A 21420-nucleotide genomic window follows, 5' to 3' on the forward strand; every position below is an offset into this window, starting at 1 on the left:
TTCACCCCAGAGTCGAGAGATCAACGATATGAGCATCGATGCGAAAGTCGCGCTATGCGACGCCGTCCGTGCATTCGTCGGACGGGAACACGGCCTTTTCATCGACGGCGCCGCTTGCCTCGCGCATTCGCCGCGCCGGTCGAACGTATTCGATCCCGCGACGGGCAATGTGCTGACCACCGTGCCGGATGCCGACGCGACCGACGTGGACCGGGCCGTGACCAGCGCTCGCGTGGCATTCGAGGCGCGCGTATGGCGGGGGCTGCGGCCCGCGGACCGCGAGCGCATCCTGCTTCGTTTCGCGGATGTGCTGGAGGCGCACGCCGAGGAACTCGCGCAACTCGAGACGCTCAACCAGGGCAAGTCGATCAACGTCGCTCGTGCGATCGACGTGGGCGCGACGCTGGAGTATGTCCGCTATATGGCGGGTTGGGCGACGAAGATCGTCGGCGAGACGCTGGACGTGTCGATTCCGTTTCCACCCGGCGCGCGCTATACCGCCTTTACGCGGCATGAGCCGGTGGGCGTCGTAGCCGGCATCGTGCCGTGGAATTTTCCAATGATGATCGCGGTCTGGAAGCTCGTTCCCGCGCTCGCGGCTGGATGCTCGGTCGTCATCAAGCCGTCGCCCGAAACGCCGCTCACGGCGCTGCGGCTGGCCGAACTTGCCGTCGAGGCGGGGATTCCGGCGGGCGCATTCAACGTGGTAACAGGCGGCGCCGAATGCGGGGCGGCGCTGGCGGCGCATCCCGGTATCAACAAGATTTCGTTTACCGGTTCGACGCCCACCGGCAAGCGGGTCGGCACAGCGGCCGTGCAGAACATGACGCGCTTTTCGCTTGAACTCGGCGGCAAGAATCCGGCGGTGATGCTGGCGGACGTCGACGTCGAGCAGGCCGTGCAAGGTGCACTGGCTGGCGGGCTCCTTAACCAGGGGCAGGTGTGCGCGGCCGTGTCGCGCATCTATGTGCATCGCAGCAAATATGCGAAGGTGGTCGAGGGACTCGCTGACAGCGTGAGCGCCATGACGATGGGCCCCGGCCTCGACCCGTCTGCGCAGATCAACCCTCTGGTTTCCGCGCACCACCGCGCACGCGTGGAAGAGCACCTCGTGCGCGCCCGCGCCGAGGGGCTGCGATTTGCGGCAGGCGGCGCGCGGGTCGAAGAGCCGGGCTATTACGTGCGGCCCGCCGTCATCGCCGATGTGCCGCCCGACGCGGCTATCGTGCGCGACGAAGTCTTCGGCCCCGTGCTGGCGCTCGCGCCGTTCGACGATGTGGCTCATGCCTTGCGTCTTGCGAACGACAGCCCATACGGACTGGCCGCGAGCCTCTGGACCAACGACCTGCGCGCGGCGATGAACCTCGTTCCACAGATCGAAGCGGGTACCGTGTGGGTCAATTGCCATGTGCCGCTCGATCCCGGCATGCCGTTTGGCGGTTACAAGCAGTCGGGCATCGGGCGCGAGTTTGGCCGGCACGCGATCGAGGGTTTCACCGAAACGAAATCGGTCTGTATTGCGCACTGAAGCGCGCGGCATCGGCGGTACGAAAATTCCGAAGACCTTGTCGCAATCCGAATTTTGATCGGGCACGATGCGTTGAGTTTCGCAGGAGAGGACCATGGAATTCCGCATTGCCGCCCTCGCCGACGTCCACGATCTGTCGCATGCCGTCAACGGTTGGGAGCAGGTGTATCGCCAGATCACGCCCGGTCGCTTCGAAGGCACGCTGTTCCAGGTGAACAGCCCCGGCTTCCAGTTTTTCCTGGAAGCGACCAACCGGCGGGTCGTGCAGTCGGGCGTCTCGCCGGACGGCCTCTCGTCTATCGCTGTGCCGCTGACCGCGCCCATGGAGGGCACGTTCCAGGGGCAGCGTGTCGATGGCTACGCCATCATGGCACTCGGCACGCGCGAGGAGTTTCGCCTCTACACCCCGGAGTCGATGCATTACGCCGTCGTCAGCCTCGCGGCCGGCACGATGGAGGAGCTCGTCGGAATCACGGTCGGCGACGCTGCCGTGCGTCAGTTGAGGAAGCACGTGTTGCCCGTGCCCGGCGAACGCGTCGGCATCCTGCGCGAAGGTCTGACGCGTTATTTCGAGGCCGCGGCCCGCAACCCGGCTGGCTTCGTGAACCCGGCGGCCACACGGCTTTTCCAGGACGAGGTGGTGAGCCTCATGCTCGGTCTTCTCGAGGCCGCCACCGATGAGACACGCGACCTGACGCACAGCACTTACAGTGAAATCGTGCGGCGTTGCGAACGTCTGATTCAGGACCAGGCCGAAGAGCCTCTCACGGTGCTGGATTTGTGCCGTCATCTGCGCTGTAGCCGGCGCACGCTTCAGACGAGCTTTCAGCGCGTCGCGAATGTCACGCCGGTCGAATACCTGCGCTCCATCCGTCTGAACGCGGTTCGCCAGCTGTTGCGCTCCACAGCGGCGGGCGAATTGCTGATCGGCGATGCCGCCGCCCGCTGGGGATTCACCCATCTAAGCTACTTCGCGCGGGAGTATCGCGACCTGTTCGGCGAATTGCCCTCGCAGACGCCGAGAAAAAGTTGACGCTCGTGGCGCCATGCAGTGCCGCTTCCCATTTCTCCCGCACGGCCGGCTGTGTATGAATGCCGGCTCGCTCGTGCCACTTCGTCGTGCGGCCTGCGCTTACGCAAACACGTAAACCCCAGGCGTGCGACGTCTTGCCAATCTGTGCTGCCGGACCCGATTTTTGGCTTCATACAGTGCCATTCACACGGCGGGCTAGCGTGCGGTCCGGTTGGACCGCCCACGACGAGCCCCGCTGCCGTGCACTACGACAGCAGACAGGCAATTCCATCGGGAGCGAATCAAATGAGTGTCGCAATGGACCCTACACCGTCGACCGAGCTACGCAAGGGCGCGCTCGGCCTCGGCTTCATCGTTTTCTTCGTCATTTCGGCCGCGGGCCCGCTCGTCGCCATTGCGGGCGGCTTCCCCATTGGCATCATGCTGGGCAACGGAGCCGGCACGCCGGCACTGCTCATTGCGACCGTGCTGATCCTGCTGATGTTCGCCGCGGGCTACACCGCGATGTCGCGCTACGTCACGAACGCCGGCGGGTTCTACGCCTTCACGTCCCGTGGGCTCGGCGGAACCGCGGGCGGTGCTGCGGCGTTTCTCGCGCTGCTCGGCTACAACACGATGCAGATCGGGCTGTACGGAATGTTCGGGGCAGTGGCGTCCGGCTTTCTGTCCGCGCGTCTCGGCGTCACGGTGCCGTGGTGGGTCTGTTCGCTCGTCGCGTTGGCCAGCATAGCGGTGCTCGGCTACCGGCAAATCGACCTGTCGGCGAAGCTGCTGTCGCTGCTCGTGTTCGGCGAATACATCGTTGTGCTAATTCTCGACGTGGCAATCCTCAAGTCGGGCGGCGCGCACGGCGTCACATTCGCGTCGTTCACGCCGCACGTGTTTCTGAGCGGCACGCCTGCCATCGGATTTCTGTTCTGCTTTGCCAGTTTTGTCGGCTTCGAAGCCACCACGATCTATAGCGAGGAGGCGAAAGACCCGCGCCGCACGGTGCCGCTTGCAACCTATATCTCGGTGCTGCTGATCGGCGGTTTCTACGCGTTCTCGCTGTGGTGCATGGTGCTCGGCGCGGGCGCCGACGAGATCGTGAAGACCCTGAACGGACTTGCCGACCCGACAACGTTTCTCTATTCGCTATCCGATCACTACGCGAGCCATGCGTTGACCGACGCGATGAGCGTGCTGTTCATCACGAGTGTCTACGCGGGTCTTCTCGCCTTCCATAATTCGGCGGCGCGCTACTTCTATGCAAGCGGGCGCGAAGGTCTGTTGCCGGCATCGCTCGGGCATACGCATGCCACGCATAGCAGCCCACACGTCGGCTCGGTTCTGCAGACCGTGATTGCCGCGTGTGTCGTCATTGCGTTCATCGTCGGCAAGTCGGATCCCGTGCTCACGCTGTTCTCGTGGCTCACGAATCTTGCGACGCTTTGCATCATCGCCTTGATGGTGCTGTCGTCCGCGGCCGTGCTGCGGTTCTTTACGCGGACGGCGAAGCGAGAGGAAGGCGCGTTGCGCGTGTTCGTGTTCCCGGTGCTCTCGGGTATGGCGCTCCTCGGCGTACTCGTGCTCGCCATCGTCAACTTCCCGGTTCTGACCGGCGCAGGCGTCGGGCTCTCGTACGGGCTCACCGTGTTGATGCCGGTGTTCGCGATTGCCGGAATCGCCGCTGCTCGCCGGCTCAAGAGGCGCAATCCCCGTGCGTTCGACGCACTCGGCAACTCGCGGCTGTAACCCATCGCTTCAGGTCACCGCTTTAAGTCACCGCGTTAGGTCACCGCTCTGATCCACCGCGTAGCGACCGATTTATTCCCGCTGCTTGCACGCCAGATGAGGGCGCTCTGCGCCGCTCAGCGGGATGGGCTTTGCCCGCGGTTCGTCGCACGCGAGATCGAAGTAGTTCGGACAACAGAATTCTTGATAAAACACAGGAGGTAGAAAGTGAAAGCTAAAGCGAGACGTGCCGCCGTGTGCGCCATGCTGTTCGGCGCGGCGGTTCACCACGCACACGCGCAAAGCAGCGTGACGCTGTATGGATCGGTGGATGCCGGGGTTATCTACTCGACCAACCAGCAGGTCACCGACGCGAGCGGCGCCGTGCACGGCGGGCATGCGGTGCAGCTCGGAGGCGGTTATCTGATGCCGTCAAGGTGGGGGCTCATGGGGACCGAGGATCTGGGAGGAGGACTTAAAGCGATGTTCGCGCTCGAGAACCAGTTCCTGACCGGCAACGGCGCGATGCTGCAAAACGGCGCGCTCTTCAGCCGCCAGGCGTGGGTCGGTCTGCGAGACGATCGCTACGGCACCCTCAGCCTCGGCCGGCAATACGATTCGTACTCCGACTTTCTCGGCGTCTATGCATCGAGCAACGCGTGGTCGACGCTCTACGGGTCGCACTTCGGTGATGTCGATAACCTCAACGAAGCGTTCAACATGAACAATGCCGTGAAGTTCGCAAGCGCCGACTTTAGCGGGTTTACTTTCGGCGGCACGTTCAGTCTGGGCGGCCAGGCCGGCGACTTCAGCGCACGGCGCGGCTATGCAGTTGCCGCGGCCTATACCCACGGCCCCGTGTCGGTGAGCGCCGGTTATCTCGCTCTGAACAATCCGCTCGATGCCGCGCTCGGCGGGACCTCCGGCTACATAGGCGACTTTTCCTGCAGCAACGCGGCGGCGATGTACTGCAATCTGCAGAATGCCCGCACCATGAAGGAGGCAGGTGTCGGTGGATCGATCACGTTAGGCCCGGCGATGGTCGCGCTCGTCTATACGCACACGAAGCTCGAAAAAAGCGCGTACTTCGCGAGCAGCGCACGTCCTGACGGAGCAGACGTGACTTTCGATATCGCCGAATTAAACACCACGTACAACCTGACGCCGGCATGGACGCTTGGCGCAGCATACATCTTCAACCGCGCGCACGTTGAAGGCGGCGGTTCGACACGCTTGCATCAGGTCAATCTGGGCGCCACCTACGCGCTGTCCAAGCGCACGGCGCTGTACGGCGTCGCGATCGGGCAGGTGGCCTCCGGGCAGGGACTAGGTATCGATCCGGCGACAGGCGGCACGGCCAATTACGCGCAGATTCCGAACCTCGTGAACAGCAATTCGAATCGCCAGCTCGCGTTAATGGCGGGACTCAGGGTGATGTTCTGAAAGGGCGGACCCGCGCGGGAAATAACAACGCGAGCAGAGCGCTCTTGTTTCGGTCGAGCGGCTGCCGATTTGTGATAACGGCGTGGGTTGTGTCTGCTTAAGATCGTTTGCACATCAGGATTGTGCGGGTCGTTGCCGGCCCGCACGCTTTCCAAACAGACGGAACGCGCAATGCACACGGACGAAACGCCGACGTACTACACGGCAACCAGGAAATACGATTTGAGTTTCCCGTCGCTCGACGGCGATATTGAAACAGACGTGGTAATCGTCGGCGGCGGATTTTCCGGGATTCACACGGCGCTCGAGCTGGCGGAGCAGGGTGTGACCGACACCGTGGTTCTCGAAGGGCGCTACCTGGGATATGGCGGCACGGGGCGCAACGGTGGACAGGTCATGGCCGGGATCGGACACGATCTCGACGCGATCAAGGCCGATGTCGGCGAAGAGGGCCTGCGGGCGATATTCGCGCTCAGCGACCTCGGACCGCAGATCATGCGTGAGCGCATCGCCAGATACAACATCGATGCGGACTTCCGCAGCGGATACGGCTATCTCGCCTATAACGCGCGCCAGGCGAAGACCCTGCGCAACTGGGAGAAGGAATTCAAGTCGCTTGGCTCTCCGTACGAAATACGTTTTATGGAAGGGCGCGACGTCATGCAGATCGTCGGTTCTAGCGTCTATGAAGCCGCGCTGCTGCATATGGGCGGTGGGCATGTGCATTCGCTGAATCTGTTGCTGGGCGAGGCCAAGGCGATTTCAGAAATCTACGGCGTCGGCATTTTCGAAGACAGCCCGGCGCTGGAGGTTACCTATGGCGACCGCATCAGAGTCAGAACAGCAAAGGGCTCGGTGAGCGCGCGCAAGCTGGTGTGGGCCGTAGACGGATTCAATGACAGGATCGAGCCGGAGTTGCATCGCAGCACGATCAACGTGTATGCATTCAACTCGGTGACGGAACCGCTCACCCAGGAACTGATCGAGCAGATCAGCCCGATTCGCGGTGCGTATAGCGATATCCGGCCGATCATCAATTACTACCGGGTGACGAACGATAACCGGCTGATGTTCGGTTCGTCGACGCAGCTGATAGAACGCGTACCCACCGATCTCAAGCAATGGAACCGGCGCTTGATGCTGGAGGTATTTCCGTACCTGCACGATGTCCGTATCGATCTCGCGTGGGGCGGTCCTATGGCGACAACGCGCAACCTTTTTCCACAGATCGGCTCCTTGCCGGGACACGGCAACGTCTTCTTCATACAGGGCTATTCCGGCTTCGGCGTCACGCCGAGCCAGATCATCTGCAAGATTCTTGCGGAGGGTGTCCTCGGCGGCTCGGAGCGGTATCGACTGATCAGCGCGATAAGTCGAGCGGAAATCAGCGGCAAGGACCGCTATCGCGCGTTGCTCGTCAGCCTTGGCAAGGCGCTTCACCAGATCTCCGGCTGCTGGAATGGACGCCGTTGAGTTTCATTCTTTTTTCGACACGGGATTTTTTATCATGAGTCTGACCATCATCGATCGCAGCATGACAATCGCGCGTCTTCATCCGTGGGGCAGCCTGAGCAAGCTCGGAGCCGAGATTCTCGAAGGGGGAGACGTACAGGCGTATGGCGACGCGACGCACGGCGCGCCCGCCGATCCCATCAACGCGGGCTACTTCGGTACGTCGAAAGGCACATACCGCCTCGCGTACCCGTTCAGTGAACAGGCAACGATCCTGCAGGGAGAAGTGCGTATCACCGACGAGTCGACCGGGCGAAGCGCGCTATTCCGTGCAGGCGATTCATGGTTTGTGGAAAAGGGAACGTCTACGCTATGGGAAGTGTTAAGCGACAGTTTTACGAAGCACTATCTGGCGTTTTCGTGATCGGCGCCTCACCCTTTACCTCAACCTGATTCCAGCCGCATGGCAAAGCGTTGTAAACAGTAGAAGAGAGACTGCGAATAACGTTGTTCTCATGTCGAGTCCTGTGCGATTGGCGGCGCAGCAACGTAACGGCGCCATCCATCAACACAAAGCCCCGGCGGCACGTCGCCGCCAGGGCTTGAACACCGGCAATCTGCTTCAACTCACCGGTTGACGATCCGCGCCGGCACGCTGAGCGCCAGCAACCCGCCCAACACCATAAACGCCGCGAGCATATACATGCCGGAATCGTTAGCCGCGGTCGCCTGCTTGAGCCAGCCCACCGCATACGGACTCAGGAACCCGGCGAGATTGCCGATTGAATTGATCATCGCGATGCCGGCCGCCGCGCCCGTTCCCGCCAGAATCGCCGTCGGCAAGCTCCAGAAGAGCGGCAACGTAGTCAGAATGCCCATGGTCGCGAGCGTGAGAGCGGCCATTGCGAGCAACGTGTTCTGCGCCCAGACCACCGAGAGCACGAGCCCGATCGCCCCGGCCAACGCGGGCAGTGCGATGTGCCAGCGCCGCTCGCGCGTGCGGTCCGCGCTGCGCGCGACGAGCACCATTGCGATTACCGCTGCCGCGAACGGAATCGCCGAGAGCAGCCCAATCGCGAACGCATCCTTCACGCCGGTCGCCTTGATGATGGTCGGCAGCCAGAAGCTCACGCCATACAAACCCATCACAAACGAAAAGTAGGTGAGGCTCAGCATCAGCACTCGGCCGCTCGTCAGCACCTGGCGGATCGGCATGTCGTGCTTGGTGGCTTCCTCCGCGGAAACGTGGCGCTGCAGCAACTCCTGTTCTTCCTTCGTCAGCCACTTGGCTTTCGCAATGCGGTCGTCAAGCGCGAAGAACACCAGAATGCCGACGAGCACCGAAGGCACGCCTTCGAGCAGAAACAGCCACTGCCAGCCATGCCAGCCGTTCATGCCGTTGAACGTCTTCAGGATATAGCCCGACACCGGCCCGCCGATCACGCCCGAGAGCGCAATTGCCGTCATGAACCACGTCGTCATGCGCCCGCGCCGATGCGCCGGATACCAGTAGGTGAGGTAAAGAATAATGCCGGGGAAGAAGCCTGCTTCGGCAATGCCGAGCAGAAAGCGCATCACGTAAAACAGGGTCGGCGTGGTGACGAACATGGTCAGCATGGAGATCACGCCCCACGACACCATGATCCGCGCAATCCATACCCGCGCGCCCACCTTGTGCAGGATCACATTGCTTGGGATTTCGAAGAAAAAATAGCCGACGAAGAAAATGCCTGCACCGAAGCCATAAACAGCGTCGCTCAAGCCGAGGTCGCTCGTCATTTGCAGTTTCGCGAAGCCGACGTTCACGCGGTCCAGATACGCGACCACGTAGCAGAGCATGAGAAGCGGGGCGAGCCGCCAGTTGACCTTGCGGTAGGTCGCCTCCTCGAACGTGGAAGGCGGCGCACCCGCGCCGGGATGGTGGAGCGGATCTGCGGGACTAGCCATGGTGTCTCCTCTTTTCTTGTGGAATTGAAGTGCCGCGTCAATCGATTCTAGCTGTGCGGCGCGGCTCGCACGTCTATTGAATACCGGGGGAAAACACTGAGCCCGGCAAGCGCCGGGCGTGAACGGTGCTTGCTCAAGGGCTCAAGGGCTCATTGGCAAACGCAAGCAAGTGCGGATGGAACACGGAATGTACCGCTACACGCAGCGCCCGCCGTCCACTTCCAGACACACGCCGGTGATGAACTCGGCTTCGTCCGAAGCCAGATACAGCGCGGCGTTGGCAATGTCCTGCGGCGTCGAGAAGCGCCCGAGCGGAATGCCGGCGAGAAAGCGCTTGCGGTTCTCGGGCGTATCTTCGACGCCCATGAATTCCGACAGCAGCGCCGTTTCGCCGATCACCGGATTGACGCAGTTCACGCGGATGCGGTCGGGTCCGAGTTCCACGGCAAGCGACTTGCTCGCGATGATCACCGCGCCCTTGCTGCCGTTGTACCAGACGAGCCCCGGCCGCGGCCGCACGCCCGCCGTGGAGGCGATATTGATGAAAGTGCCGCCGCCTTGCTCGCGGAAATACGGCACGAATTCCTGCACGCTCCAGTAGATGCTCTTCACGTTCACCGCATAGACGCGGTCGAACTCCGCCTCCGTGACTTCGAGCACCGGCTTGTTGCGATGCGTGGTGCCCGCGTTGTTGACGACGATCTGCACGCTGCCGAAGTCTTCCAGCGCCGCTTCCCGCAGCTTCTGCCAGTCCTCGCGTTGCGCGACGTTGCCCGCGACCGCAATCGCCTTGCCGCCCGCCAGCGCAATCTCGCTTGCGACGCGCTCGGCGGCCGGCCCGTTCAGATCGTTGACCACGACGTTCGCGCCTTCGCGCGCGTAAGTCTTTGCGATGCCTTCGCCGAAACCCGAGCCGCCACCCGTGACGATGGCCGTTTTACCTGTCAACCGCATAATGTCTCCGCTGTTTATGTTGTGACGTCGCGACCTGGTGAACCATGAAGCGACAACCCCCGCACGACCTAGCCGTGCCGAATCGCAATAGTCTTCAGCACGGTGAAGCCGTACAGCGCCTCGAAGCCTTTTTCGCGCCCATGGCCCGAATGCTTGACGCCGCCAAACGGCAATTCGACGCCGCCGCCCGCGCCATAGTTGTTGATGAACACCTGCCCCGAGCGGATGCGCCGCGCAAGACGCATCTGCCGCGCGCCGTCGCGGGTCCAGATGCCGGCCACGAGGCCGAATGGCGTGCCGTTGGCGAGTGCGAGCGCTTCGTCTTCGTCGCTGAAGGACATGGCGGCGAGCACGGGGCCGAACACTTCGTCGCGCGCGAGACGGTGGCTCGCAGGCACATCGCGCAACAAGGTGGGCGCCTGGTAGAAGCCGCGTTCCGGCGCTTCGGGAATCACCTCGCCGTGCGCGGCCATGGCAATGCCGTCGTGCTGCGCGTCGGAGAGAAAGTCCCACACGCGCCGCTGCTGCTTCGCGTTGATGAGCGGCCCGCAATCCAGGTCGGCATGCGAAGGCCCGACGCGCAACGCATTGAACGCGCCGCTCAGCCGGTCGAGCAGCGGCTCGTAAATGGCGCGATCGATCAGCACGCGGCTGCCCGCCGAGCAGGTTTGCCCGGCGTTCTGCACGATGGCCGAGACGAGCACGGGCAGGGCGGCGTCGAGATCGGCATCGGCGAACACGATTTGCGGCGACTTGCCGCCCAGCTCCAGGGTGACCGGCACGTGGTTCTCAGCGGCCATTTGCGTGACGAGCTTGCCGGTTTCCGGCGAACCGGTGAACGAAATATGATCGATGCCCGGATGGCGCGCGAGCGCCGCGCCGGCGTCGTGGCCATAGCCGGTGACGACATTCAGCGCGCCTGCGGGCAAGCCCGCTTCGGCCGCCAGTTCGGCGACGCGCAGCACCGACAGACACGCGTCCTCGGCAGGTTTGACGACACAGGCGTTGCCCACCGCGAGCGCGGCGCCGACGCTGCGTCCGAATATCTGCATCGGATAATTCCACGGCACGATGTGGCCGGTCACGCCGTGGGGCTCGCGGATCGTCATGACCGTGTAGCCGGCCTGGTAGGGCAGCGTTTCGCCATGAAGCTTGTCCGCCGCGCCCGCGTAGAACTCGAAATAGCGCACGAGCGCCGCGGAATCCGCGCGCGCCTGCTTGAGCGGCTTGCCGGTGTCGCGCGCTTCGAGCTGCGCCAGTTCTTCCTGATGGGCGGCGACGAGCATGGAGAGCCGGTACAGCACGCGTCCGCGTTCGGCCGCGCTCGCCGCGCCCCACGCGCCTTCAAAGGCGCGGCGGGCGGCGTGCACGGCGGCGTCGATGTCCGCCGCGGTGCCGCGCGCGAGTTGAGTGAACGGCTGACCGTCCGAGGGATCGAGCACGGCGATCGTCTCGCCGCCTGAGGCAGCGGCCCACTCGCCGCCGATGAAATGCCGGGCTTCTTGCATGCAGACTCCTTGAGGTCGCGCAGCCGGCGCTCGTGCGAACCAGCACGGAGCTGAACGCCGCTGCGCGGTGTTCACAAACGAGAGGCACAATCGAAAGACGCCAGACGATTATCGCGCCGATCCGCCGCGGGATGCCATCGGCCGATTGGCTATAATGGCGCATTCCGCACTGTGCGGCCGCAGCGCACCGTTCGAGGCGAGTTTCGCCGTATCGCTATCGCTTCGAGCCCGCGCGCCGCATGCCGTGCTCCGAATTCCATCTGACCAGAGAGCGCTCATGAGCTTCAATAACGTCCCCGCAGGGAAAGACCTTCCGCAAGATTTCAACGTCATCATCGAAATCCCGGCGCAAAGCGACCCGGTGAAGTACGAAGCCGACAAGGACCTGGGCCTGCTCGTCGTCGACCGTTTCATCAGCACCGGCATGCGCTATCCGGCCAACTACGGCTTCATTCCGCAAACGCTGTCGGGCGACGGCGATCCGGTCGACGTGCTGGTGATCACGCCGTTCCCGCTGCTGGCCGGCTCGGTGGTGCGCGCACGCGCGCTCGGCATGCTGCAAATGACTGACGAATCGGGCGTGGACGCGAAGCTGATCGCCGTTCCGCACGACAAGATCTGCCCGATGACCGCGAGCCTCAAGTCCATCGACGACGTGCCGGCGTACCTGAAGGACCAGATCAAGCACTTCTTCGAGCAATACAAGGCGCTGGAAAAGGGCAAGTGGGTGAAGGTCGAAGGCTGGGCCGACATCGACGCCGCACACAAGGAAATCAGCGAAGGCGTGGCGAACTACAAGAAGTAAATCACCGTCTCGGTCGCCGATGTCATTCGCCTAGGCGCCGGTCGGGCCGGGTCATCGGTTCGTTGACCGCGGCGCATGCAGCAGAAAACCGCGCGAGCCTGCCCAGGGCCGCGCGGTTTTTTGTTGCGCCCAGGGGCCGGGCAAGCTGACCTGCCAGGCATTCGCCCAGCCTCGCGCACGCTCGCATAGCCGAAACGCATCGCGTGGATGAACCAAAGCCATTTTTATATCCTGGTGTAAACCCTTAAGATTCGTGGCTCGTGGTTGCCGCTCCGGCGCCGCTCACACGCCCGCTTCAGGAACCCACCGTCCGGATGATGAACCGCAAGTCGCACCCGCCGTCTTTCTCGCCCCGCTGGTCGAATCGGCTGTATGCGATCGCCTCGGCGATCTATCGCAAGCGGCCGGTGTGGATGGTGTCGTTTTCCGCCAGCGAGGCGAGCCTCGCCGAAGGCTTGCGGGCCGCGTGCGCCTCGACGGCGATGCTGGCGGTCGGCAACCTGCTGCACGACCCGACTTTTGCTTGGGCGGCCATCGGCGCGTTCTGGACCTGTCTCGCCGATGCCGCCGGTTCCAACCGCGCGCGCTTTGCGTCGATGATGGGCTTCGCGCTGCTTTCCACGCTATGCGGCGGGCTCACCGCCTTGGCGTCGGCGAGCGGAACGGCGGTCGCGGCGCTCGCAGTCCTGGTCTTCACGAGCCTCGGCGCGTTCGGCCGCATCTGGGGCGCGGCGACTTCGCAGGTGACGATTCTCGCCGCCACCGCCTGCGTCGTGATGGTCGACCGGCCCATGCGCGACGTCCGCGAAGGACTCGCGTTTCTCGGCGTCTACCTGCTCGGCTGCCTGTTCGCGGTCGCGCTGAGCCTGACGGTGTGGCGCATTCATCCGTTCGGCGCGAGCCGCGCTTCGTTGCGCACGGTGTATTGGCGGCTCGCGGACATTGCGCTCGACAGCGCCCGTCTGCTGCAGCAGCGCAGCACGCCGCGCGAGTGGGCGACCCATGCCGCGCAGTTTCGCGCCGATGCGCGCGCCGCGCTCGAGCGCTCGCGCAAGGCGCTGGCCCGCGTGCCGGCCACGCGCACCGGCGCGCGCGAGACATACGACACGCTGCTCGGCTTACTGACCGAAGGCGAGGCGTTGTTCGCCTATCTGATCGCCGTCTCGGGCGCGTGCGAAAAGATGCCCGCCGGCGCGAACAATGAGCCGCCCGCGCGCCATACCGTGCGGGCGGCCCGTCTGCTCGCGGGCATGGGCGAACTGCTGCGCAACATCGGCGTGGACGCGAACGAAGCGCGCTGGACCCATCTCGCCTGGCTGCAGATGCGTTTGCGCCGGCTCGCGCGGCGTCTCGAACCCGCGCTGATGGAGCCGGTCAAGCTGAAGTCCGATTTCGAACTGGTCGACTTCACGCCGGTGCAGGCGCCGCCGCGGTTCGCCGGGAGCGTCGCAGTCACGCTCGCGCGAGTGTGGTCGACGCTCAAGGCGAATCTGTCTTTCGAGTCCGTGGGTTTGCGCCACGCGGCGCGCGTCGGCGTCACGACGACGGCCGGCTTTCTGGTGATTCGCGCGCTGGGTTTGCCGTTCGGCTACTGGGCGACCATGGCGACGCTGCTGATTCTGCAGCCGTCGATTGCCGCGACCTGGCCGCGCAGCATCGAGCGCGCGGCAGGCAGCATTGTCGGTGGCGTGCTGGCGGCAGGCATCGGCTATGCGATTCATTCGCCGCTCGGCATTTCGCTCGCCGTCTTTCCGCTCGTCATGGCCACCATGGCATTGCGCCCTGTCAGCTACAGCCTGTTCGTGCTGTTCCTCACGCCGACCTTCGTGCTTGTCGCCGACTTCGCGACGCCCGGCGCGAGCGAGTTCGCGTTTGCGTTGACGCGCCTCGGCAACAACGTGCTCGGCTGCGTGCTGGCGCTCTTCGCCACCTTCTACCTGTGGCCGACGCGCGAGAAAACCGACTACCGCGCGTATCTCGGCGATGCCGTGCGCGCCAATCTCGCCTACCTGCTCGCCGCGCTGGAGTCGCCGCGCCGCAACGAAAAGGACGTGGAGCGCCTGCGCAGGGCGGCGGGGCTCGGCAGCAACAATGCGGAGGAAGCGGTCGCGCGCGTTCGGCTGGAAAAGCTCGAGGACTCGATGGTCGATACCGTCACGCTGACGGTGCTGAGTCTGCTGCGCAAGATGGCGGGGACGGCGACGCAGCTGCGGCTAAGCGCCAACCGGCACGAACAGCACGATATGGACGCGCAGTTGCGCGCATGGGTCACGGCGGTCAGCGCGGATATCGAGGCCGCGCTGAATCGGACGATCGTGCCGCTGCGGCACGAGCTGCCGCCGCGCGAGCGCCTGAGCTCGCTGGAAGCGGACGCGGTGGGCGAGCTTGCACTGATGCAGCGTCTGCTCACCGAACGGATGCGCGAAGCACGGGGTTAGGTTAAGCGCCCGGCTTACGACGCATCGCCTTGTTTCGCGCTTTCGTCGGCGTCGGCCGCCAACTCCGGCTCGGGCAAAGGCAACACCGATTCCAGCGTTCGTTCGCCGGCCGCCAGCCCGCGCTTCTGGGCCGGCGTGAGCCGCTTGACCCAATACTCGGCGCGCGAAGCGCTCGCGCGGTCCGTCAGTTCGAACGACGCCAGCACGCGCACGGGTTTGCGCGAGCGCGTGTAGCGCGCGCCGAGGCCGCTCGCGTGTTTTTCGAAGCGCGCCGCGACGTCGGTGGCGATGCCCGTATAGACGCTGCCGTCGGAGCATTCGAGCAGATAGAGAAACCACGCCATGGACGCGCGTCAGCCTTTGAACGGATTGTGTTCGCGCAGCTCGTCCACATACGCGTGGATGCTGTTCTTTTCATTGTCGAGGAAATGGCCGACCGCATCGGCGAAAGCGGGATGCGCGAGCCAGTGGGCCGAGCGCGTGACCGTGGGCAGGAAGCCGCGCGCCATCTTGTGCTCGCCCTGCGCGCCGCCTTCGAACGCGCCGAGCTTTTCTTCGATGCAGAACTCGAGCGGCTGATAGTACGCGGTCTCGAAGTGCAGGCACGGCACGTGTTCGAGCGCGCCCCAGTAACGGCCGTACAGCGTGCCGCCGGTTTTTGCGTCGCGCTGATAGACCACGAGCGAACTCGCAATCGGCTTGCCCTCGTATTCCGCGATCACGAGCAGCAGGTTCTCCGGCATCGACGCGCCAATCATGCGGAAAAAGTCGAGATTCAGATACGGGCTCGAAAAGTGCTCGCGGTAAGTCTGCCGGTAACACTTGCTGAAAAAGCGCCAGTCGGCGTCCTGAATGTCCTCGCCGCGGATGCGGCGCATCGTGATGCCGGCGTCGCGCACCTTGCGGCGCTCCGCGCGAATGTTCTTGCGCTTCTTCTGTTCGAGCGTCGAAAGAAAATCGTCGAAGTCGCGGTAGCCGTCGTTCAGCCAGTGAAACTGCACGCCTTCGCGCTGCATCATGCCCATGTCGGTGAGCGCGTTCGCCTCGGCTTCGGTCGGAAACAGCACATGCAGCGACGACACGTCGGCCTGCTCGGCGAATGCCATCAAGGTGGCCGCGAGATGCCGCAACGCACGGGCGTCGGCGGCAAGGAGACGCGTGCCTTGCACGGGCGTGAAGGGCACGGCGCACAGAAGCTTCGGGTAATACGGCAGCCCGTTGCGCTTGTAGGCGTCGGCCCAGGCCCAGTCGAACACATACTCGCCGTACGAGTGGCCCTTCAGATAAACCGGCGCGGCCGCCGCGAGCTTGCCCGTCAGCGGGTCCGTCAGCGTGACGAATTGCGGTGCCCAGCCGGTGTCCGCGACCGCGCAACGCGTGGCGTGCAGCGCGCTCAGGAACTCGTGCCGCAAAAACGGCGTGGGTTGCGGCTGCCGCGCGAGGAGGGCGTTCCATTCGGCGGCGTCCACGTCGGAGGGCGACGCCAGAATGCCCGTGCGATAATCAAAGCGTTCCTGATTCAATCTGTGTGACAGTTCCAATGAGCGACGCGGTCCGTCAAGCACGTACTGCGTCGTTCGTTTATCCGAGTTGTCCGTTCCGTCGAGCCAATAACACGCCGCGTGACGCGCAAGCTCTCGCTTGCCCGTCGATCCTGCCATGAAGACACGAATCGCTCTTGCTCAAATCAATGTCACCGTCGGCGACTTCGCCGGCAACGTCGCGAAGATCGTCGCTGCCGCGCGTGACGCGCACCATGCCGGCGCAAAACTGCTGATCGCGCCCGAACTCGCGCTGTCCGGCTATCCGCCCGAAGATCTGCTGCTGCGCCCCGCGTTCTACACCGCAAGCGCCGCGGCGCTCGCGGACCTCGCCACGCAGCTGAAGCAATTTGCGGGGCTGCATGTGATCGTCGGCCATCCGCTGCGTGATGATGCAAACGGCGGGGCGAACAGCGGTGCAAACGGTGGTGCAAACGGCGGGGCGAACCAGGCTCATGGTAATGCAAACAGGCCGATCGAGCGCGGCCTGCCGCCGGTCGACACGTTCAACGCGGCCTCGCTGCTCGTCGACGGCAGGATTGCGGGCACTTATCGCAAGCAGGATCTGCCCAACACCGAGGTGTTCGACGAGAAACGCTACTTCGCGTCCGACCCGCAGCCGTTCGTGTTCGAACTCGACGGCGTGAAGTACGGCGTGGTGATCTGCGAAGACGCGTGGCATGCGTCGGCCGCGCAAATGGCCAAAGCGGCGGGCGCGCAAGTGCTGCTCATTCCGAACGGCTCGCCCTTCCACCTGAACAAGGAGGCGGTGCGCTTCGACATTCTGCGCGCGCGGATTCGCGAAACCGGGCTGCCCATGGTCTACGTGAACATGGTCGGCGCACAGGACGAGCTCGTGTTCGACGGCGGCTCCTTCGTGCTCGACGCGCAAGGCGAACTCGTCGCGAAGATGGCGCAGTTCGAAGAAGCGACCGCACTTGTCGACTTCGACAACGGCGCGCCGGTGCGCGGCGAGGCCGACGGCATAGCGAACGCGGGCAGCGGAGTGAGCAGCGCAACGGCGCCCGAGCTTTCGCTCGAGGCACAGGTCTACGCGGCGCTCGTCATGGGCGTGCGCGACTACGTGAACAAAAACGGCTTTCCTGGCGCGATCATCGGGCTTTCGGGCGGCGTGGATTCGGCGCTGGTGCTGGCCGTCGCGTGCGATGCGCTCGGCGCGGAGCGCGTGCGCGCGGTAATGATGCCCTCGCGCTACACGGCCGACATCTCCACTACCGACGCAGCCGACATGGCCCGCCGCGTGGGCGTGCGCTACGACGAAATCGCGATTGCGCCGATGTTCGACGCATTCCGCAGCTCGCTCGCGCAGGAATTCGAAGGACGCCCGGAAGACGCCACCGAGGAGAACATCCAGGCGCGCATTCGCGGCACGCTGCTGATGGCGCTGTCGAACAAGTTCGGCTCGATCGTGCTCACCACCGGCAACAAGAGCGAGATGGCGGTGGGCTATTGCACGCTCTACGGCGACATGGCGGGCGGCTTCGCGGTAATCAAGGACATTGCGAAGACGCTGGTTTATCGCCTGTGCCATTACCGTAATCAGGCTGCGTGCTTCGAGAAGCAGGACGTGATTCCGGAGCGCATTCTGACGCGCGCGCCGTCCGCGGAATTGCGCGAGAACCAGACCGATCAGGACAGCCTGCCGCCCTACGACGTGCTCGACGCGATCATGCGCATGTACATGGAAGAGGACCGCTCGCTCGCCGAAATCGTCGCGGCCGGTTACGCGGCCGAAGACGTGAAGCGCGTCACGCGGCTCATCAAGATCAACGAGTACAAGCGCCGCCAGGCGCCGATTGGCATTCGCGTCACGCATCGCGCGTTCGGCCGCGACTGGCGTTATCCGATCACGTCACGCTACACCGAACCGGTGGCGTGAGCCGTCGCGGCGGCGCGCCGATGCGCGCCGGACTGCCTCAAGGCATCCGGCGCGGCGTAGAATAAAAATCATCCCCTTTCCTTTCACTCTTCCAGTCACGAGACGAGGTTCGCCATGAAGCGCATCACCGCAGTCATCAAACCGTTCAAACTCGACGAAGTGCGCGAGGCGCTCGCAGAAGTCGGCCTCACGGGCCTGACCGTTACCGAGGTCAAAGGCTTCGGCCGGCAGAAAGGCCATACCGAGCTCTATCGTGGTGCAGAGTATGTGGTCGACTTCCTGCCGAAAGTGAAGATCGAAGTGGTGGTGGCGGACAACCAGTGCGATCAGGTGATCGACGCGATCATCGGCGCGGCGCGCACCGGCAAGATCGGCGACGGCAAGATTTTCGTCGCGGACGTCGAGCGGGTGATCCGCATACGCACCGGCGAGGAAAACGAGGCGGCGGTCTAAGTCATTCGCGCACCGAAGCGGTGCGCCGGCGCATCGCAAAACTTGCGCGCCAATAAAAAACGGTGCGATACCCTTGCGGACATCGCACCGATACGCGCCTCTCGCAGCAGCGTGAAAAAGATTCTCTTGAAGACCATCTAAGCCCCGAAGGCAATGCCTTCGGGGAACACCGTTTGATCAGAACGAGTGTTGAATACCTGCGTACACGCCAGTCTGGCTGTGGCCCGGCAGCGGGTTCTCGTTGTAGGAGACCGTGCCGTCCGAGGCGGTGATGTTGCCGCCGTTGCCTGCGTTGTTGGCGTCCAGACCGAAGTTGGCCGTCTTGCTGTTACGCACGGTTGCGATCTGGATGTCGAGCAGCGTGCGCTTCGACAGGTTGTACGAGCCGCCGATCGTGTAGATCGTTGCGTTGCCGCCGCCCTTGTTCGCGTTCACGTGGTAGACCGCCGCGATCAGTGCAGCAGCCGGCGTGGCTTGCCACGTCACACCGCCCCATTCGTGATCGAGCGACGTCGGCGAGGTGCCTGCCGCGCTGGCAGCCGACGACGTGCGCACTGCCTGGTACGCGCCCTGGACCTTGAACTGGCCGAGGAACACGTTGAAGGCAGCCGTGTATTCACGCGATGCGGTGAACGGGTTCGTGAAGTTGCCGTTTGCCGAGTTGCGGATTTCGTCGTACATGCCGCGAACCTGGAACAGCGACGAGGTGTACGTCAGTTGCAGGCCGGCTTCACGGCCTTGCGGCGTCGTGCCGTTACCGTTCCAGTTCGTCGCGTTCGACAGCGCGTACTGGCCGTACACGTCAAAGCCGTAGAACTTCGGCGACTGGTAAGCGATGTTGTTGCTCGATTGCGGCCAGTTGCGGCCACGCACCAGCGATGCCGACGACCAGTTCGATTGACCGAACGGGTCGAAGTCCCACACGCCGTTCGAGATGAAGAGCATGCGGCCCATCGTCAACGTACCGTATGCGCTGTTCGACAGACCGACCGTTGCCCAGCGATTGAAGAGACCGCCGCCGCCAGGACCCTGGCCGTTCATCGTGTTGAACGAGCCTTCCAACTGGAACAGGACCTTGTTGCCGCCACCGATGTCCTCGACGCCCTTCATACCCCACAGGCTGGTACCCCAGTCACCGCTTTCCGCGCGGAAGCGGGAGGTCGAACCGGTATAGTTGGCGTTCGGCAGCCCGCTGATGTATTCGAGACCTGCGTCCAGGCGGCCATACAGCGTCACGCTGCTTTGAGCATGCGCAACAACACCGGCCGACATCAGCGCAGCGGCGAGCAAAGCTTTCTTCATCTTCTCCTCCATACCCTGTCAAAAAGTGAAACCCAGTACTGCGAATGGTGTTCGGACGCGAGCCGCGCCGAACAGAAATCGGTACCAGGGAGATTAGCGGGCGGATTGGTCTCCTGTCCTGACCTGCAGCCTTGGGGCTGTCTGGTGGTCATGCCGATCCCTCGCCGACCGGTTCTCCTCTGTGCTTTGAAGTAAAACTACTTTTAATGAACTTAGTTTTGCTACTTTGGTTACTAATTTATCAAAAATAGACTTGAGTGTGAGAAGAAATTAGTACCGGCGTTGACCTGTGTCTCCAAATTGCAATACCGATGTGCGCAAAGACCCGTTGCACGGTTCGCTAAAACGGCGAAACCCCTTACACGACAAGGGAATCACGGATCGCGCGCAGCAAGATTAAGGATTGCCACTATTGACGCTTGCGATACGGCAGGTTAGTGCGCAAAAGGCGGCCTGGGAGGCCCATGGGATGGGGTTCGGCGGGCCGAAACGAGGCGATTACACAGGTGACCGAAACAAAAAAAGGCGCTCGTAAGCGCCTTGTAAAACTACTTCGACTACAACCCGTTATCAAGATACGTCGACGAATCTCAAATACCAGGTTGTGCGATAGGTTGTGCTATTTGAGACTGCCGGAAAGGAACTGCTTCAGGCGCTCGCTGCGAGTGTTTCTGAACACCTCGTCGGGGTGGCCTTCTTCTTCCACGCGGCCTTGATGCAGGAACATCACGTGGTTGGACACGTTGCGCGCAAACGCCATTTCGTGCGTGACGACGATCATCGTGCGGCCTTCCTCGGCGAGCGTCTGCATGACTTTCAGCACTTCGCCGACGAGTTCCGGATCGAGCGCGGAGGTCGGTTCGTCGAACAGCATGACGTCGGGGTGCATGGCCAGCGCGCGGGCGATCGCCACGCGCTGCTGCTGGCCGCCCGACAGATGTGACGGATACTGCTTTTCCAGACGCGGCGCGAGGCCGACTTTTTCCAGGTACTCGCGCGCGCGGTCTTCCGCTTCCTTGCGCTTGAGACCGAGCACATTGACGGGCGCCTCGACGATGTTCTCGAGCACGTTCATGTGCGACCACAGGTTGAAGTGCTGAAACACCATCGACAGTTTGGTCCGCACGCGCTGCAGTTGCCTCGGGTCGGACACGCGCAGCGCGCCGTTCTTCGCGATCTGCGTGCGGACTTCTTCGCCGTCCACGAAGATGCGCCCGGCGTTCGGCTGTTCGAGGAAGTTGATGCAGCGGAGCATCGTGCTCTTGCCCGACCCGGACGAGCCGATCACGCTGATGACGTCGCCGGCATTCGCCTTCAGCGAAACGCCCTTGAGGACTTCATTGTCGCCATATTGTTTATGAAGCTCGTCGACGAAAAGCTTTTGCTTCGTGTTGTTCATCAGA

Annotated in this window: 17 protein-coding genes; 10 read left to right on the forward strand and 7 right to left on the reverse strand. The window is 63.4% G+C overall.

What is annotated here, in order from left to right:
• The first annotated feature begins 28 nt into the window (after nucleotides 1-28).
• From HV711_RS06560 to HV711_RS06585, 6 genes are all read left to right on the forward strand, one after another.
• A complete protein-coding gene (locus tag HV711_RS06560) occupies nucleotides 29-1528 on the forward strand; it encodes an aldehyde dehydrogenase family protein (RefSeq protein ID WP_035480532.1) in 1500 nt (499 codons plus the stop codon).
• Nucleotides 1529-1622: 94 nt separating this feature from the next.
• The gene (locus HV711_RS06565) at nucleotides 1623-2561 is read left to right on the forward strand and encodes a helix-turn-helix domain-containing protein (RefSeq protein WP_013587559.1); all 939 of its coding nucleotides are present in this window, start codon (nucleotides 1623-1625) and stop codon (nucleotides 2559-2561) included.
• A 285-nt stretch (nucleotides 2562-2846) separates the two neighbouring features.
• The gene (locus HV711_RS06570; RefSeq protein WP_035480530.1) at nucleotides 2847-4295 is read left to right on the forward strand and encodes an APC family permease; all 1449 of its coding nucleotides are present in this window, start codon (nucleotides 2847-2849) and stop codon (nucleotides 4293-4295) included.
• A gap of 243 nt (nucleotides 4296-4538) precedes the next feature.
• On the forward strand, nucleotides 4539-5717 hold the full coding sequence (locus tag HV711_RS06575; RefSeq protein WP_035480586.1) for a porin: 1179 nt from the start codon (nucleotides 4539-4541) through the stop codon (nucleotides 5715-5717).
• A 171-nt stretch (nucleotides 5718-5888) separates the two neighbouring features.
• Nucleotides 5889-7190, forward strand: coding sequence for an NAD(P)/FAD-dependent oxidoreductase (locus tag HV711_RS06580; RefSeq protein ID WP_035480526.1), 1302 nt, complete (start codon nucleotides 5889-5891; stop codon nucleotides 7188-7190).
• A 34-nt stretch (nucleotides 7191-7224) separates the two neighbouring features.
• On the forward strand, nucleotides 7225-7593 hold the full coding sequence (locus tag HV711_RS06585; protein WP_028360453.1) for a cupin domain-containing protein: 369 nt from the start codon (nucleotides 7225-7227) through the stop codon (nucleotides 7591-7593).
• A gap of 203 nt (nucleotides 7594-7796) precedes the next feature.
• Here HV711_RS06585 and HV711_RS06590 read toward each other — a convergent pair whose 3' ends face one another.
• The 3 genes from HV711_RS06590 to HV711_RS06600 form a co-directional block, all read right to left on the reverse strand.
• Nucleotides 7797-9116: an MFS transporter gene (locus HV711_RS06590; protein WP_035480525.1), complete on the reverse strand. Its 1320-nt coding sequence runs from the start codon at nucleotides 9114-9116 to the stop codon at nucleotides 7797-7799.
• Between the two features lie 195 nt (nucleotides 9117-9311).
• Nucleotides 9312-10070 (reverse strand): SDR family oxidoreductase, encoded by a 759-nt coding sequence (locus HV711_RS06595; protein WP_035480523.1) that lies wholly within the window; start codon nucleotides 10068-10070, stop codon nucleotides 9312-9314.
• Between the two features lie 68 nt (nucleotides 10071-10138).
• Nucleotides 10139-11578 carry an aldehyde dehydrogenase family protein gene (locus tag HV711_RS06600; RefSeq protein WP_035480521.1) on the reverse strand — a complete coding sequence of 480 codons (1440 nt, stop codon included), beginning with the start codon at nucleotides 11576-11578 and terminating at the stop codon, nucleotides 10139-10141.
• Between the two features lie 277 nt (nucleotides 11579-11855).
• Here HV711_RS06600 and ppa point away from each other — a divergent pair, with 277 nt between their 5' ends.
• A complete protein-coding gene (ppa, locus tag HV711_RS06605; protein ID WP_013587567.1) occupies nucleotides 11856-12383 on the forward strand; it encodes an inorganic diphosphatase in 528 nt (175 codons plus the stop codon).
• A gap of 314 nt (nucleotides 12384-12697) precedes the next feature.
• Nucleotides 12698-14821 carry an FUSC family protein gene (locus tag HV711_RS06610; RefSeq protein ID WP_035480520.1) on the forward strand — a complete coding sequence of 708 codons (2124 nt, stop codon included), beginning with the start codon at nucleotides 12698-12700 and terminating at the stop codon, nucleotides 14819-14821.
• Nucleotides 14822-14835: 14 nt separating this feature from the next.
• Here the strand turns inward: HV711_RS06610 and HV711_RS06615 are convergent, their stop codons facing one another.
• Entirely contained in the window at nucleotides 14836-15165 is a 330-nt protein-coding gene (locus HV711_RS06615) for a GIY-YIG nuclease family protein (RefSeq protein WP_028360458.1), read from the reverse strand.
• Nucleotides 15166-15174: 9 nt separating this feature from the next.
• Nucleotides 15175-16344, reverse strand: a complete 1170-nt coding sequence (locus HV711_RS06620) for a GNAT family N-acetyltransferase (RefSeq protein ID WP_035480584.1) — start codon at nucleotides 16342-16344, stop codon at nucleotides 15175-15177.
• Nucleotides 16345-16480: 136 nt separating this feature from the next.
• Between HV711_RS06620 and HV711_RS06625 the strand changes: the two genes are divergently transcribed.
• Both HV711_RS06625 and glnK read left to right on the forward strand, forming a co-directional pair.
• Complete coding sequence (locus HV711_RS06625; RefSeq protein ID WP_035480518.1) at nucleotides 16481-18262, forward strand: NAD+ synthase; 1782 nt, start codon at nucleotides 16481-16483, stop codon at nucleotides 18260-18262.
• A gap of 114 nt (nucleotides 18263-18376) precedes the next feature.
• A complete protein-coding gene (glnK, locus tag HV711_RS06630) occupies nucleotides 18377-18715 on the forward strand; it encodes a P-II family nitrogen regulator (RefSeq protein WP_006048444.1) in 339 nt (112 codons plus the stop codon).
• A gap of 177 nt (nucleotides 18716-18892) precedes the next feature.
• Here glnK and HV711_RS06635 read toward each other — a convergent pair whose 3' ends face one another.
• Together HV711_RS06635 and HV711_RS06640 are read right to left on the reverse strand one after the other, a co-directional pair.
• The gene (locus HV711_RS06635) at nucleotides 18893-20017 is read right to left on the reverse strand and encodes a porin (RefSeq protein WP_013587572.1); all 1125 of its coding nucleotides are present in this window, start codon (nucleotides 20015-20017) and stop codon (nucleotides 18893-18895) included.
• A 619-nt stretch (nucleotides 20018-20636) separates the two neighbouring features.
• Nucleotides 20637-21416, reverse strand: a complete 780-nt coding sequence (locus HV711_RS06640) for an ABC transporter ATP-binding protein (RefSeq protein WP_028360461.1) — start codon at nucleotides 21414-21416, stop codon at nucleotides 20637-20639.
• Between the last annotated feature and the right edge of the window lie 4 nt (nucleotides 21417-21420).

Origin of the sequence: Paraburkholderia phenoliruptrix, assembly GCF_902859825.1 — a bacterium.
In the GTDB taxonomy this organism is placed as follows: domain Bacteria; phylum Pseudomonadota; class Gammaproteobacteria; order Burkholderiales; family Burkholderiaceae; genus Paraburkholderia; species Paraburkholderia phenoliruptrix.

Bases quoted from the DNA above. Each gene is read 5' to 3' on its own strand.
- HV711_RS06560 (WP_035480532.1), top strand. From the start codon at position 29: ATGAGCATCGATGCGAAAGTCGCGCTATGCGACGCCGTCCGTGCATTC.
- HV711_RS06565 (WP_013587559.1), top strand. From the start codon at position 1,623: ATGGAATTCCGCATTGCCGCCCTCGCCGACGTCCACGATCTGTCGCAT.
- HV711_RS06570 (WP_035480530.1), top strand. From the start codon at position 2,847: ATGAGTGTCGCAATGGACCCTACACCGTCGACCGAGCTACGCAAGGGC.
- HV711_RS06575 (WP_035480586.1), top strand. From the start codon at position 4,539: ATGCTGTTCGGCGCGGCGGTTCACCACGCACACGCGCAAAGCAGCGTG.
- HV711_RS06580 (WP_035480526.1), top strand. From the start codon at position 5,889: ATGCACACGGACGAAACGCCGACGTACTACACGGCAACCAGGAAATAC.
- HV711_RS06585 (WP_028360453.1), top strand. From the start codon at position 7,225: ATGAGTCTGACCATCATCGATCGCAGCATGACAATCGCGCGTCTTCAT.
- HV711_RS06590 (WP_035480525.1), bottom strand. From the start codon at position 9,116: ATGGCTAGTCCCGCAGATCCGCTCCACCATCCCGGCGCGGGTGCGCCG.
- HV711_RS06595 (WP_035480523.1), bottom strand. From the start codon at position 10,070: ATGCGGTTGACAGGTAAAACGGCCATCGTCACGGGTGGCGGCTCGGGT.
- HV711_RS06600 (WP_035480521.1), bottom strand. From the start codon at position 11,578: ATGCAAGAAGCCCGGCATTTCATCGGCGGCGAGTGGGCCGCTGCCTCA.
- ppa (WP_013587567.1), top strand. From the start codon at position 11,856: ATGAGCTTCAATAACGTCCCCGCAGGGAAAGACCTTCCGCAAGATTTC.
- HV711_RS06610 (WP_035480520.1), top strand. From the start codon at position 12,698: ATGATGAACCGCAAGTCGCACCCGCCGTCTTTCTCGCCCCGCTGGTCG.
- HV711_RS06615 (WP_028360458.1), bottom strand. From the start codon at position 15,165: ATGGCGTGGTTTCTCTATCTGCTCGAATGCTCCGACGGCAGCGTCTAT.
- HV711_RS06625 (WP_035480518.1), top strand. From the start codon at position 16,481: ATGAAGACACGAATCGCTCTTGCTCAAATCAATGTCACCGTCGGCGAC.
- glnK (WP_006048444.1), top strand. From the start codon at position 18,377: ATGAAGCGCATCACCGCAGTCATCAAACCGTTCAAACTCGACGAAGTG.
- HV711_RS06635 (WP_013587572.1), bottom strand. From the start codon at position 20,017: ATGAAGAAAGCTTTGCTCGCCGCTGCGCTGATGTCGGCCGGTGTTGTT.
- HV711_RS06640 (WP_028360461.1), bottom strand. From the start codon at position 21,416: ATGAACAACACGAAGCAAAAGCTTTTCGTCGACGAGCTTCATAAACAA.